Source organism: Methylomonas sp. EFPC1 (assembly GCF_016925515.1).
GTDB classification, from domain to species: domain Bacteria; phylum Pseudomonadota; class Gammaproteobacteria; order Methylococcales; family Methylomonadaceae; genus Methylomonas; species Methylomonas defluvii.
The window spans coordinates 3,698,243-3,712,609 of sequence record NZ_CP070494.1 but is presented as its reverse complement, the minus strand read 5'-3'; the positions used below and the strand labels follow the sequence as shown (position 1 = coordinate 3,712,609).

12 protein-coding genes and 1 other annotated feature are annotated in these 14,367 nt (G+C 45.6%); of the genes, 4 read left to right on the top strand and 8 right to left on the bottom strand.

The window, feature by feature from the left end:
• The first annotated feature begins 2 nt into the window (after nucleotides 1-2).
• The 3 genes from JWZ98_RS17060 (at nucleotide 3) to JWZ98_RS17050 (ending at nucleotide 3,728) form a co-directional block, all read left to right on the top strand.
• Nucleotides 3-2,384, top strand: a complete 2,382-nt coding sequence (locus JWZ98_RS17060; protein ID WP_205451138.1) for a VanZ family protein — start codon at nucleotides 3-5, stop codon at nucleotides 2,382-2,384.
• A gap of 98 nt (nucleotides 2,385-2,482) precedes the next feature.
• Complete coding sequence (locus JWZ98_RS17055; RefSeq protein WP_205451137.1) at nucleotides 2,483-3,361, top strand: hypothetical protein; 879 nt, start codon at nucleotides 2,483-2,485, stop codon at nucleotides 3,359-3,361.
• A 175-nt stretch (nucleotides 3,362-3,536) separates the two neighbouring features.
• Nucleotides 3,537-3,728 carry a hypothetical protein gene (locus JWZ98_RS17050; protein WP_205451136.1) on the top strand — a complete coding sequence of 64 codons (192 nt, stop codon included), beginning with the start codon at nucleotides 3,537-3,539 and terminating at the stop codon, nucleotides 3,726-3,728.
• A 35-nt stretch (nucleotides 3,729-3,763) separates the two neighbouring features.
• Nucleotides 3,764-3,881 (top strand) — a sequence feature (AL1L pseudoknot).
• Nucleotides 3,882-4,768: 887 nt separating this feature from the next.
• Here JWZ98_RS17050 and JWZ98_RS17040 read toward each other — a convergent pair.
• From JWZ98_RS17040 to JWZ98_RS17030, 3 genes are all read right to left on the bottom strand, one after another.
• The gene (locus JWZ98_RS17040; protein WP_205451135.1) at nucleotides 4,769-5,944 is read right to left on the bottom strand and encodes an integrase; all 1,176 of its coding nucleotides are present in this window, start codon (nucleotides 5,942-5,944) and stop codon (nucleotides 4,769-4,771) included.
• Between the two features lie 232 nt (nucleotides 5,945-6,176).
• Complete coding sequence (locus tag JWZ98_RS17035) at nucleotides 6,177-6,395, bottom strand: hypothetical protein (RefSeq protein ID WP_205451134.1); 219 nt, start codon at nucleotides 6,393-6,395, stop codon at nucleotides 6,177-6,179.
• A gap of 231 nt (nucleotides 6,396-6,626) precedes the next feature.
• Nucleotides 6,627-7,418, bottom strand: a complete 792-nt coding sequence (locus tag JWZ98_RS17030) for a PEP-CTERM sorting domain-containing protein (protein ID WP_205451133.1) — start codon at nucleotides 7,416-7,418, stop codon at nucleotides 6,627-6,629.
• 260 nt (nucleotides 7,419-7,678) lie between these two features.
• On the opposite strand from JWZ98_RS17030, the gene JWZ98_RS17025 reads away from it, so the two are divergent.
• Nucleotides 7,679-9,286: an FAD-binding oxidoreductase gene (locus JWZ98_RS17025; protein WP_205451132.1), complete on the top strand. Its 1,608-nt coding sequence runs from the start codon at nucleotides 7,679-7,681 to the stop codon at nucleotides 9,284-9,286.
• A 57-nt stretch (nucleotides 9,287-9,343) separates the two neighbouring features.
• On the opposite strand, the gene JWZ98_RS17020 is transcribed toward JWZ98_RS17025, so the two are convergent.
• The 5 genes from JWZ98_RS17020 to JWZ98_RS17000 form a co-directional block, all read right to left on the bottom strand.
• Nucleotides 9,344-10,336, bottom strand: coding sequence for an SGNH/GDSL hydrolase family protein (locus tag JWZ98_RS17020; RefSeq protein ID WP_205451131.1), 993 nt, complete (start codon nucleotides 10,334-10,336; stop codon nucleotides 9,344-9,346).
• 71 nt (nucleotides 10,337-10,407) lie between these two features.
• Complete coding sequence (locus JWZ98_RS17015; RefSeq protein ID WP_205451130.1) at nucleotides 10,408-11,796, bottom strand: TIGR03013 family XrtA/PEP-CTERM system glycosyltransferase; 1,389 nt, start codon at nucleotides 11,794-11,796, stop codon at nucleotides 10,408-10,410.
• Nucleotides 11,797-11,827: 31 nt separating this feature from the next.
• Complete coding sequence (locus tag JWZ98_RS17010; RefSeq protein WP_171694538.1) at nucleotides 11,828-12,604, bottom strand: serine protease; 777 nt, start codon at nucleotides 12,602-12,604, stop codon at nucleotides 11,828-11,830.
• A gap of 342 nt (nucleotides 12,605-12,946) precedes the next feature.
• Entirely contained in the window at nucleotides 12,947-13,672 is a 726-nt protein-coding gene (locus JWZ98_RS17005; protein ID WP_205454473.1) for a UDP-2,3-diacylglucosamine diphosphatase, read from the bottom strand.
• 49 nt (nucleotides 13,673-13,721) lie between these two features.
• Complete coding sequence (locus JWZ98_RS17000) at nucleotides 13,722-14,303, bottom strand: peptidylprolyl isomerase (RefSeq protein WP_171694539.1); 582 nt, start codon at nucleotides 14,301-14,303, stop codon at nucleotides 13,722-13,724.
• Nucleotides 14,304-14,367 lie beyond the last annotated feature (64 nt).

The following is a 14,367-nucleotide window of genomic DNA, read 5'->3' as shown; positions in this document are numbered from 1 at the left end:
TTGTGAAAAATAGCTTATTAACTACTTGTGTTGTTTATACGATTTTTGTCGTTTACGGCAGTTTGGTGCCATGGCAATTTAATAGTATTTCGTTAAGCGATGCTTGGTTTCGTTTTCAGAATATTGAATATTTGACCCTGGGTATTGCGTCAAGAGCAGATTGGGTTGCCAATATTCTGCTATTTATACCGCTTGCCTTTCTTTGGCTGGGTACGCTTTCCCTAAAGCAACAATTTGTTGGTAGGTGTGTGTCGTCAGTTTTTGTATTGATAGTCAGTTTTTTGCTTTGTTCGACTATCGAATTTACTCAGTTATTTTTTCCTCCCAGAACGGTGTCGTTAAACGACATAATAGCCGAAACTTTGGGAGCCGCCATTGGTGTTTTTGCTTGGTGGGTTTTTGGTGGAAGATTTGCCAATTGGTTTGAAAATTGGCAAATAAATAAAACCAATTCAGTTCCCTATTTGCAAATCTATTTGGGGTGTATGTTTTTTTACAGCGTCATGCCGCTGGATTTAACCCTAAGTCCTGTTGAGTTTTATCATAAATGGCATGAAGGGCGCGTTATTCTACTGCCATTTTATGGGTTAAAGGGAGAAGCTTTTCGAGATATATATGACTGCTTATCTGATGTCATATTATGGATGCCAATTCCTTGGCTATGGTATAAGCTGAAATCTTTGAGCAAAGTTGATCTATTAAAAAGAGTTTTTTTCTCGGCAACTATAATTGAGTTTTTTCAGCTGTTTGTATATAGCAGGGTTACCGATGTTACGGATATTTTGCTTGCGTTGGTGGGTGGTTTTGTTGGCGTGCAATTGATAACGTTAGGTTCAAATAGGCTTGCTTTGGTCGGAAGCGCTAGTGATTTGAAAAGTTATCATAGGTTCACTGTTTTGTATGCGTGTTTAGCGTATTTTTTATGGGTATTAGTTGTAGGATTTGTATTTTTGTACCCTTATGATTTTGAGTGGAGTTATATAAGACTTTCAACTTGGAGTGATAAGTTTCTTAGAGTGCCTTTTTATGCATATTATTATGGTACCGAATATAGGGCTATTACAGAGGTTTTTCATAAAATTTTATTTTTTATGCCTTTTGGTTTGATAGGGTATTATTTTCAGTATTTTAATAGCCGTAATCAAGCAAGTATCATTATTTTGGCTGTAATAGTGATGACGGCTCTGAGTATTGAATTTGCACAATTGTTTTTGCCAAATAAAAATGTTGATGTAACAGATGTTATTTTAGAATCTTTTGGAGGGTATCTCGGTTATTCAGTGCTCAAACTGCTGCAATTGAATAAACCTTCTTTGCCGGAGCCTAAAAACAAGCTGGAAAATGAGGTTTTGTTTGCGATTTCAAGGGGGCAGGCTAATTTTGCTGAAGGCTCGGCTTCCGTGAGTCGTCCAAGAAATATTGCGAGCTATACAAGTGGGATTCCCCTATTTTTGCTGGCAGTGGGGTCTGTATTTGTGACTTTGGGTGTGCTGATATTTGTCAGTGGCTCTGAGGCTATGCCTTATAATGTGAGGGAGTTATTTTCGAAAGAATACCGAATCATCAGTGCTTTAGGCATAGCTGTATTGATTTATTGGTGCTTTGCATATCCGCTATTCTCTTTGATGAATATTTTGAAAAACGGTAGGGGAGAAGTTTTTTTTTATGCTCGTTTTTTAGCGGTACATACTCTGATAGCGTGGATGTTGGTAAGGGTTATTGTTCCCCTTGAAAGTATACATGATGTGTTGGGCTCTCCAATTTTGAGTATCCCCGCAGAGCTAGAGCTAGCGTTTCGGTTTTTAGGTTTGTTTGGTGTATATTCATTAATTGCATTGACAGCCACTCATGCGGCGCTTTTTTGGGTGGTTTCAACTCGGCAGTTGGTGCGGCTTTTCGTTTTAGGCTTCTTTTGGATATTATCGTTACTACCGTTTGGGTATTGGATCGTGGTTATTGAAGCTGCGACGGACAATCTAACAGAGTTAATGATCAATAGTGGCTATTCTTTCGCGGTCATCTGTATTGCTATTTATTTTTTTCTGGTCGGCTGGCTAGGTTCGTCAATTTTATTTTTAACAGTTTTTAATAATAATCGGCACATTATTGTTATCGGATTTTTATTTATAATTTCTTTTCCATTAGGCTATCAGTTGTTAAGTTGGGGAACGGAGCAGTTTATTCTAAAGTATGATGCTGTTTTTTCGGCTATGCAATTTTTGTTAAGTGCTGATAGAAGTCATTTAGTTTCAGGCGATATATTAATGGCGCGTTTTTTTGTGGCGCACTTTGGACTGGTTTTATTGGTTTTTACGGCTCAAGCCCCGCTGTGTATGATTTTTCGTAATGTGGTTACGTCGAAATATTCAACGAAGCCCATGTAACGAAGTGCTTAGTGGTGTTTTAGTTTTTCAGATGGCTATTTTAGTTTTTATTATTTTTTTTTAAATTGATACGTATTTATGTGCTTGGGTAGTCTTGCATGATATTTAGAAGTTTTCCATTCGCACTTATTCTGATGGCATTATTGAGTATATTCTTTACGAATGTAGTTGCGATGGGTATTCAGGCTGAGCTTGTCGTAGATGGCGTTAACGTGAAAGATGACAAAGAGAAGACTCAAACAGCTTCAGATGGAGTTAAAGATATACTAAGTTCGGTTGATCTTAAAAAAGATATTGCTAAAATTCATAGTCATGAAATAGCGGTCCAAAATATCAGGGCCAAGGTTTCTCCAGACGAATTGGCTGTTGACGATTCTTCGATCTCACGACCTATATTTCGACAGCAGGAAAACATTAATAAATCGGCGCAGTTCTCCTTCTTTGTTCCAGATTTTTCTGATGCCGATTTGGTTAGGGGGAGGGTTGGCTATAATTACTCCGATGATGTATTTTCCTCTAAAAAACTCCTGGACGAACTACGGGATAGTCTTGGGGAAGGAATATATAGCAAATTAGTTTGGACCTATTACGATCTTAAAGACCTTGACAGCAGAATATATGCGAGCATGGTCGGGTATGATTTAAGTGGCAGTAATTTGTTGGGAAAATTACAACAATTCATTGGGGTGGATGAGAATCTGAATGCTATGATAGTTTTCAAGAGCAGTATTGGGATAACTGCTAAACCTGAGGGTGCTGGTGATAGGAAAAATCAAGATTCTGGCAGAAACTCTAAGGTTATACTTGACTTCTCTCAACGTAATTTCGCCAGAAAAGAAGAGGTTGATACTGGGCGACTTCAATATATTTTAAAATACTTGACGATAAAGAATTTTGTATACAGCTTATTGGCATTAATGGGGTTTGGTTCGGTTTGGCGGATGTTTAGGTTTTTTGTTAAACAAGATTTAAGATAACTGCTCCTAAAAAAACATTGAGAAATCTTGATATATCTTTTGATGGAAAAAGTTTGGATGGGTTGTTGTGAACCGCCCCGGTTGTCTCGGAGGCTCTAACCTCTGAGAGAATTGGGCACTGAAAGAGAAAACTACCAAACATTATTCATCGGAAATTCGAGAACAAGCGGTTTGCATGCTGCTAGATCATCAGGACGAATACCCGTCCGAATGGGCAGCGATTCAATCGATTTCTGCCGAGTCTGGTTGTGCAGCCGAGACCTTACGTCGCTGGCTGCGGCTGTCGCAAACGGCTGGCGTAAAACCTAAAGGGCCGGTCGACAGCCAGTCGGAGCAGACCAAGGCTCTGGAGTGCGAAGTCCGCTAGTTACGCCTGGCCAACGAGATTCTGGGTGAGGTGTCGGCGTATTTTGCACATGCGGAGCTCGACCGCTCGTCCAAACGATGAAAGCGTTCATTGACGACCATCACGTCGTTTATGGGGGGCGAGCCGATCTGTAAGATATTGCCGATTGCCCCTTCGACGTATTACCAGAAGTGATCCCTTGGTTTTGAACAGGAAATCGATGATTTGAAGTGAAATCCCTGTCATGGTTTAGGTGGCCAACTTGTCGGGGAGTCGCTATTTTTGCCGAAAGATTTTTTCGAACTTCCCAGCAGGAAAAAGTCGGCAAAAGCTACGCGACTTCTTATGCCTGCTGCCCCCCGATTCGTCCGCGTCACCTTGTTCCGATCCAGCAAGGGGGGGCGAAACACAGACTCTCGCATGACTTAACGCCATGTCGTGATGCCTTGCAGGTTTTCTCCGCTTCTGTGCGAAAACCTGCAAGGCGCTACGGCTATCGGGGACTAAAAAATCTTCACTTCGCTAATGCTCCGTTTCCAAGATTTTCAGCGAGGGTTGGTAACCCATCGTTATAAGCCTAATGCGGCGTTTTTTGTTTCAAACTGGAATGTGGTCGCCCGTGGTTATACCACTCGGAATAATCCAGGAATGAAGCACGGGCTTGGCTGACGGAATCGTAAGCATGTAGGTAAATCCGCTCGTACTTGACGGATCGCCATAGTCGCTCGACAAAACATTATCTCGCCAGGCCTGCGGCCGTCCATACTAAGCTGGCAGCCTTGGCTTTTCACCACGTCGATAAATGCCTTGGCGGTTAACTGGCTGCCTTGGTTGGTGTTGACGAATGTTCAGTCTGCCATAGTGTTTGAAAGCTTTTTCCAAAACTTCCACGGCATGGCAGGCTTCCAGAGTTATCGACGCCTTGGCAGCCAGGACTTCGCGGCTGGCTCAGTCGACGACTGTCGTTAAATACGCGAATCCTTTGGTCATTGGGATGTTGGGCGTATCCAGCGCCCAGGTCTGATTGGCGTATTGCCTCATAGAAAAAGGTAACCGAAGTATCAGAGTCGTTGCCTCACATTAGAGGTAACCTGGACTTGTGAAAAAATGAGTTTCAATTGTTGCTCAATGGCGGCCTTAAGAGCAAATGGATTGAGTTTGGCATGATGTTCCTGGAGGGTCTGTTTGGTGGTTTCCGGAATGTCAGGATGATTGATCACCCGTTGGTAAGGGGTTTGCGGGGCATGGTATTTTTTCACGACTTTGGCGCCGTCTCGGTGTTTTTTCTGAAGTTTCAGACTGGGGTAGAAATGATTCTGCAAAGGGCACCAAAGCGTGCTGTAGACCTCGTTCATCAACGGCACCAGCGCGGCATTATCCAGCCGGTCGTAGCCGAATAATTGCCTGGCGTGAGTCCAGTTTTTCTGCTCGACGTGGGCATTGTCGTTTTTCTTGTAAGGCCTGGAGCGGGTAAACGCCGGCTTTTGCGGGTGGTCGGTGAAATAGCGAACCAGGTGATGATTGAGAAATTCAGAACCATTGTCGCAATCGAAGCCTTTCAAAGGGAATGGCAACAGGTTCTCGATGGCCTGAATCTGTTCCAGGATACCTTGCGAGCCTTTATTCCAGGTGGCCCGGCATTCGGTCCAGCCGGTGACAATGTCCGTCATCGTCAGGCTCCAGACGAAATCGCCGGCCAGCGAATTGCCACAGTGAGCGACAGTATCGGCTTCGACAAAACCGGGCTGGGTCTCGTCCCAGTGATGAGTTCGAATGGGAATCTGGGTTTTCAACAGCGAGCCGGGTTTGGTGCCGGACAAGCCTTTGGGGTGCTGGACGCGCAAGGGTTTGAGCAAGCGATCCAAGGTCGCCGCCGAAACCTTTAGCAAGTCGGCACGAACCTGATCGGAGAGTGAGCCGTACTGCGCTTCGTAGTGCGGTAGCCAGATCGGTATCGCGGCTTTCAGGCGCTTGCCGCACAGTTGATCGCTAGCGAACCAGATGCGCTTCAATGGCTCCAGCAACACCTCGGCTTGATATTTCCGCTTGGGGCCGGGCCGTTTGCTAGGCGAAGCGGTTGGCTTGGCTTTTCGATTCAGCAAACGAATCGCGTACTTACGGGCGTAGCCGCAGACTTCGCAAAACTCGTTCAGGATCGTTTGTTTCGTGGCCCTATCGCTTTGTCGATAGCGCTTTTGGATAGCCTGTAAATAGGCTCGTCGTTCGTGTTTTCCCATGGTGGTAACCCGCTTGATTTCGGTTACACACAATGTGAGGCAACGACCCGTTTTTATTGACCCCTTGGGTTACTTTTAATTTGAGGCAATTCGTTGGCACGGTCGACGGTTGTGTCGCGCAGCAAGTAGGGATAGACTTCTTGGTCGGGTGTCTTCTTGCTGGTATTAGGCTTGCAGTAAACCGCCTCGATGCCCATTTTCGTGGTCAAGGTTTTCACCCGCTTGCGGCCGATCAGGATATGTCTTGCAGATTGAGCTGATCCCGTAACTGGCGAGGGCCCATGAACGGGTGTTTCAGGTGCAGTTGATCCAGGCGCTTCATGATGTCCAAATCGCACTCCGAAACCTGCAAGGCATCGCGACACGGCGTTAAGTCATGCGAGAGCCTATGTTTCGACTCCTTGTTGGGTCGGAACGAGGTGGCGTGGACGAATCGGGGCGCCGCGGGCATGCGGTCGCGTAGTTTTTGCCGATTTTTTCCTGCAGGGAAGCTCGAAAAAATCTTTCGGCAAAATAGCGGCTCCTCGAACTCCATTATCGCAAAGGTTGGAGTCTTCGAGAAAACGGGGGGCGATTCGCTTAAAAGACTACCGGAATTAAAAACAAAAACCCCGGTGGAATGAGTTTTCAACCGGGGTTTTCCGACAGTGGCGAATTTCAAATTCGCCTAGAATGCCAAATGTTAGGCTGATTTTCTACGTTGTCCTGCTAAGCCTAACAGACCAATTCCTAACAGTGCCAAAGATGTTGGTTCAGGAACTGAGACTGTGTTGCCATTGAATTGACCGTTGCCGCCATTGGAAGTTTTAGCATTGTTCGTTGTGTCAAAAAAGGCACTGGAATTATATTCCAGAGTTTTAGGGTCAAAGTAAGCATAGGCTGAGCCGCCAATAGCGCGAAGTTGTGCTGATACACTACCGCCTTCAACGTTACCGCTTCCAGTGAAGACAAGTGAATCAATTGCTAAATCGAGCCATACACTGCCTGATTGAGCGTCTAAAACCTCGGCATCGCCGCCTGCTGGGGTTTGATAGTTAGTAACGGTATCGTTTACAAAAATCCGTGCGAAAGCACCGCTAAGATCATAAGTGCCGTTTGTAAGCAGTGAAATACCGCCGAACGCAAATGTTAGCTCGTAACCAGCATCCATAAACGCAGGGCCGGAAGAAAATCCGCCGTTAACGCGGTCGATTTCGCCAACCCCTTGCAAGAAGTAACCTGTGGCACTAGTGCCGACGCCAGTGACCGTAGCTGTTACATCATTAATCCCAACAGCATTTGAGTAAAGAACTGGGTCGGTATCAGTTGCTGAATACCACTGAGTAAATTTAAATTCGCTCAAAAAGTCGTGGTCTGCTGCATCTAGATAGTCAGGATCCCAGTTTACATGGTCAACGCTCAACGCGCTTGCTGCACTGCTAAGGGCTAGCAAGCTTGCTGCGCCGATTAGTTTCAGTTTGGTAGATGTTTTCATAGTAGTCACCTTAAGTATCAGAAAAATTTAAAAGACCTAGTGTTCAGTCAAGCACTACTTAGCATGTATTGTGCCATTTGTTATATTTTATATAAGCTATTGTTTGTTATGTGGTTTTGTTTTGGTGTGTTTGTGCGATTAACTTCCAAGTCAGTATGCTGTAAAAAAACCTGACGTTTGTTATGGTGCTAGTAGCTCCCAAGGTGCTTATGCAAGCTGTTATACTCATTTCTACTTGACCAGTTGTTAGGGGAATAAAAATGGATTCACGCACTTTAATTGCCGCTTTAACCGAATTTCAGCAAGCAATCGGTATTGATGGAGTAGTCAATAATCCAGATGTATTGGGTCTCATAGCTGCAAATTGTGTCGGAATTAGTCGCAGCATTCCGGCAATTGTCGTACCTGAGGATGTATCAGCTGTTTGTCAGATTGTCAGGATTGCTAATAAACATCAAATATCTCTTTATCCCTACAGCACTGGGCGAAATTGGGGCTATGGCTCAAAAAACCCAGCTCAGGACCATTGCGTGTTGGTTGATTTATCACGGATGAATAAAATCCTGGACTTTGATAAGGAAACAGGTTTGCTCACTATCGAGCCCGGAGTTACCCAACGCCAGCTTGATGCTTATTTAAAGCAGCATGACCATCCGTATCTGATTCCGGTTACCGGGGCTGGACCTGATTGTAGTCTGGTTGGAAACGCCTTAGAGCGAGGCTACGGCATCACTCCGTATGCTGATCACTTTGGGGCGGTAATGGGACTTGAGGCCGTGCTACCCAACGGAGAAATTTATCTTTCCATGCTCTCTGGTTTGGGAGGCGAGGCGGTTGATAAGGCTTTTAAATGGGGGATGGGGCCTTACATGGACGGTCTTTTCTCGCAAAGTAATTTTGGGATTGTCACCAAGATGACGATTGCTTTGGCGCCAAAACCGGAGCGAGTTGAGGCGTTTTTTTTCAGTGTAAAAAAAGCTGACGATCTAGGGTTGGCGGTTGAAAAAGTCCGGCAGGTGTTGCGTGAGGTGGGAACGGTGACGGGTTCTATCAACCTGATGAACAAACACCGGGTATTGTCGATGTCGGAGCCTTACCCAAAAGACCGCTTGGGCTCGGATGGGTTGATTCCGGAAGATGTGCTGCAGCAGCTTATGAAGCGCAATCAGGTCATGGAATGGACCGGTGTGGGTGCTATTTATGGCAATAAGAAAGTTGTTGCTGCGGCGAGAGGGGAGATTCGAAGAATATTAAAGCCTGTCGCCAAACGGCTTGTTTTTTTTACCCCGCGTTTAGTGAAATTCATGCATGGTGCCGCGCAGGCTTTGCCAGTTATCCGCGACTTACATTTAGTTAATGTGTTGGGGACGTTGAACAAAACCATGCAATTGTTTGCGGGAGAGCCAAGCGAGATTGCCTTGCCTCTGGCCTACTGGCGCTCTGGCATTGTGCCGACTGACGGCACTCCGATGAATCCAGATAAAGACGGTTGTGGACTTATTTGGTATTCCCCGCTTCTACCGATGAAACCGGAGTTAACTCGCCAATATGTCGAGATGGTAAAAACCATCTGTATCAAACATCGAATCGAGCCACTGATCACTTTAACTAGTATTTCGGATCGCTGCTGGGACAGCACCATTCCAATTTTGTTTGACAGGCAAAACCCGGAAGAGGTTGCCAGGGCGCAAGCTTGTTATCATGAATTGTTAGAGACGGGGCGAAAACATGGTTTTGTGCCTTATCGTCTCGGTATCCAGTCTATGGATTTGCCGGCTAAGGAACATGCCGTTCCTGATGTTTTGCGTTCTCTAAAGCAGGCTGTCGACCCAAACAATATTATTGCCCCGGGTCGTTATGGCTTATAGACAAACTGGGGGGCGCTGGGTTTGGCTAATAAAGCCAACCCAGCATCTAGGTGGCTGCTAGTTTTTAATCGAATCTAGCATGGCTTCGGCGAAAACTTTGTGAACCTCTGTGGTTGGATGGATTTCATCCCAAAATATCAAACCGTTTCCTGCATCGAAAGGCACTATTGAACAATTGTCTTGAGTCAATACTGGACTATAGAGACATCCTGCCGCAGGTCCTGCTACAACCTGATCATCTCTAACGATCAAGGATTTGGTTATGGAGTAAATGTCGACTTTATAAATTTTGATTTTAGGTAGCTTTGCAAGTTCTCTCAATTCTATCCTTAGCCTGTTGTTGTGATCGATAGTTTGGAATGAAAGGAGGTCGAGAATTTCCGGATGAGGATTTGCGGGGTCTTGGTAAGCTATGAAATTAGCAATCGGTACTTCACTTAGGTCAGGGAGATTGGGCACTAGAAAACGGCGAATCCCTGAAGCATACAAGTTACGAATCGATTTGCTGATATTGTCGACAACTTGTTCTGTAGGAATCACGATTCCCTTGCCAAATTGATTGAGATAATCGTTTGCTCCACTCCAAACAAAAGCCAAAGAGTTTTCAACAAAGCTGTCATTTTTTATGACCTTGAACATGCCTACTTGCCCTAGTAGGCCGGTCACATTAAATTGTCCTAGTACCGAATTGCCGAAACTAGTTTCAGAGCCACCATAAGCAAAGCTTATGGCTAGGTTTTTATTTGGTTTCAGCGTAAGTTTTTCTGGAGAGAGCGCCAATATAGGCTTTACTTTAGACGAGTTGCCGAGTGACTTCCAGAATTGTTCAGCGGCATTTGGACCGTTCGAAAATCTACCGTTGAAATATCGCTTTTGGGGAGGGACGGGTATGGGAAGTCCTGAGGCGGATGTCTGTATATAAACGTTGCCGGTGTCCGATAAGCTATCACCGAAAACATAAAGATTCCGGTTGTTCTCCGCCAAGGCTGAGTTGCTGAGTTGCAACGATATTAAGGTAAATAAAATAAATCGTAGCATTGAAGTTTTCATTTTTTCTTCTCCCTAATAGGGTGGCAGGATTAATGGTAAGTTATTGATCACTAAAATTTTTATAAATATTTTTATCTCGCTCCCTTACCCCACAAAATAACCTCCACCGTGCTCAGCATTATCGTCAAGTCCAGAAATAGGCTGTAGTTTTTGACGTAATACAAATCAAATTGCAGTTTTTGTCGGGTATCGTATTCGCTGGCGCCATAGGGGTAACATAGTTGCGCCCATCCGGTGATGCCGGGTTTAACCCTATGCCGTTCTTTATAATAAGGAATATTCTCTTCGAAGCCTTTTACGAACTCCGGTCTCTCCGGGCGCGGGCCGACAAAGCTCATATCGCCTTTTAGTACGTTTAGCAGTTGCGGCAGCTCGTCTATCCGATATTTACGAATCACTTTGCCGACGCGAGTTACGCGGTCATCGGTTTGGCTAGCCCATTGCGCGCCATTTTTTTCAGCGTCGATACGCATACTGCGGAATTTAATGACATCGAACGGAATGTCCCGATAGCCGACACGTTTTTGCCGATAGAAAACCGGTGCACCAAAGCCGCTTTCGATATAGATCGCCAACATGGTGAGGATCATTAGCCACCAACTGACAGATAGTAACAGCAGACTGGCTAAAATATCGAAGCTGCGTTTGACGATGGGGCGCAAACCGCCACTCACAAAACCATCGGAAAACATCAGCCAGCTTGGACTCAGCGCCTCCAGAAAAACCAGCCGTTGCTCTCTCTCATAGAAAGTTTGCAAGTCCATGATTTGCACGCCGGACATTTTGATGTCCAGCAGTTCCTCCACGGGTAGTTTTTTTCTACGATCATCGACAGCGATGACTATTTCATCGACGTTAGCGGCTTCGACAATATCGGTTAGCCTGATTTTTTCGTTGAGCGCAATCGCATGGGGTACGCTTATGGGTTCGTCCTCCAGCGTGATGTAACCGACTATTTCAAATCCTCTATAAATATAGCTGGAATTAACGACGCTGAGTTCGCCCGCTCTTTGCCCACAACCCACCACTAACACCCTGCGTTTTAAATTATCCAGATTGACGAAGCGATAAAATAAATAACGTGTTAACAGCAAGCCCACAAAAGAAAAAATAATTGCGGAAATCAGGACGCTGCGTGCCAGCATCAAATCGGGAATGATGTAGTAGATGAACGCCAGTATAAAAACCGCAACGGCAAAGCTGAAGCTGATGCGCTGGAGAATATTGTATTCTTCTTTATCCAGTGTTTTGCGGTACAAGCCCAAACCGGAACAGCTGGCGATAAACACCGCTGCGTAAACCGCTGCTGAAGCAGCGAGTTCGGATTGGGAATACCAGGATGCTATATATAAAAATCTGAGGCCAGCACCGCAATACATAGCCAGATAAAACACCAAAGATTCCACTATAAGCAACCAAAGGTAGGCGGTGGAAATGTAATGTCGAAAAATTCTTATCATGTGAAGGCTACCGCTAACTCCTGGATAATAACTATTTGACGATATTCTGTTTTAGAAGCGTCTTGATATGTTCAGCGGGAATAGCATAGGTGATGCCGCTGGGATTGGATATGGCATTTTCTTTGCTGCCCTGTACGAAGACTTTGTTAATGATACCAACAACTTTTCCGGAATTGATGTCGTACAAGGGGCTGCCGCTGTTTCCGGGGTAGGCGGTGGCGTCTAATTGGAATACATTGAAAGGCGTCTGTAGTCGTTTCAGCATGTTGACGTTTAACTGCCGAGTGGCGATTGCCGGTATGGCGTTGGGTGAAATAGCCGAAATAATGCTTCGGTGCGTGACCGGATACAAACCCAGCACCATGCCTATTGGGTAACCGGTGAATGCATATTGCTCGCCCTCCCGCACTATTAGTGAGTCACCGATTTCCAGTGCGGGTAAAACTCCGCCGTCTACCTTTAGCAATGCCAGATCGTGATCTTCATCGGTCACGGTCAGTTCTGCAATTTGCATTTGTTCTTTTTGCTCGTGGCGATAAAAAACCGCATAACGTTCGAGGTGCTCTTCGTCTAGTTTTTTTGCGGTTACGTGAGCGTTGGTAACCACTTTTCTGCCGTCGGCAACGGCGAAGCCGGTGCCCAGGAATACCGCACGCGGGTTTCGTGTTGGCATATAAGTGCCTATGGCTACTATTCCGGGTTTGACTCGGGCAAGAATGTCGGGGAGGTTAACTTCATCGGCATGGCTGGTGGCGATGGTGGATAGTCCGGTAAATAGCGCCAAGAGATAAAGTATTTGGTTTTTCATGGCTGGAGGAGTTAAGGGGCCTTAATTGGTAGAGCTTGGAAAGTTTAGTCTAACTTAGCATGAATGCGGGCGTCGTCGTGAATTAACAGTTGTTTACACTTTGGTAACAGGCAGGCACCGGCTTAGATTGCGCTTAATGTCCACCTGGAACAACGCGCGTGGGCATTGACCCAGTAAAAGTATATACCGAGTGAACTAGTTGGTTTCTTTTGAGTCTTATTTTTCGGAGATAGTAAGACAATTCCCGGTAGTGTCTGGCAGTGGTGTATCAGCACGTTTGAGATTAAAAAACGCAGGTCGCTGGCCTTCTGTTAAATCGCTACCGGTTTTTTTATGCTTATATCAGACCGATTCTGTTTGAAAATCGTTGTTCTTCCAACACAACACCTCCGCGCCATCCGGTTTCCAATCCGCCAGCACGTAGCGTTTGGCCGGCCGGCCATCCAGCATAAATTCGTGTAATTTCGGTCGATGCGTGTGTCCATGAATCAATGTGCAGCAACCATACTTGCGCAGGCTTTCGACCACCGTATCCTGGTTGACATCCATAATATCCAGGGTTTTGCCGCGTTTATGGTAATAGCTGCGCAACCGATACCAACGTGCCGCTATCAGGCGCAGCCACAAGGGTTTTGACAGTACATTCTGCTGCCATGTCGAGCTGTGCGATTTAATGCGAAAGGCTTGATAAGCTAGGTCGTCGCTGCAGAGTAAATCGCCGTGGGTCAGCAAGATCCTCTGACCATTCAATTCGATAGTCGCATATTCATCCAACAAACGGATACCGGTTTCCCGGCAGAAATCTTGACCCAGCAAAAAATCGCGGTTGCCCTGCAACAGAAAAATATCGGTGCCGGCGTCGCTAAGTTGTTTGAGAGCGTTTTTGATGGACGGGATAGGCCGGGTATTGTCGTCGTCGCCGATCCAGGCGTCGAACAAATCGCCAAGGATATACAGCGATTTTGCCTCAATGGCGCGCTGCTGCAAAAAGCCCAAGAAACGCCGGGTGATCTCCGGTTTTTCCAAAGCCAGATGCAGGTCGGAGATGAAGAGTACGTCTTGTTTCACGTTAAGCAACAGCGGTTTCCGCCCACTTACCGGCGGAAACCGCTAATTATTATTCGATAACTTCGGCTTTTTCGATAACGATGTCGGTTTTCGGTACATCCTGATGCGGACCGCGATTGCCGGTGGCTTGTTTGGCCATGGCATCGACGACATCCATGCCTTCGATCACTTCTCCGAATACTGCATAACCCCAACCGCTAGGGCTTGGGCTGGTGTGATCCAGAAAAGAATTGTCTTTATAATTGATAAAAAATTGCGCGGTTGCCGAATGCGGATCGTTAGTACGGGCCATTGCCAAGGTGCCGCGTTTGTTTTTCAGGCCATTGTCGGCTTCGTTCTTGATCGGTGCATTAGTTTCTTTTTGTTTGAATGAGGTATCGAAACCGCCGCCTTGGGCCATAAAACCTGGGATTACCCGGTGGAAAATGGTACCCGCATAAAAGCCCTGTTTCACATAGGCCAAAAAGTTGGCGGCGGAAACCGGTGCTTTTTCGTCTTCCAATTGAATGACGACGTCGCCCAGGGAAGTGGTTAATTTGACTTTGCTATGTGTATTGGACATTTTATTTTCTGTTGCAAATGAAAGGGTTGAGAATAAAAACAGCATCAGGTAAACCAGGGTGGTACGCATTGATAGCTCCATAATCGCGCTGCAAGCCGCGAATTCTATGTGTTTTTATCTTGAAAGAGAAGCT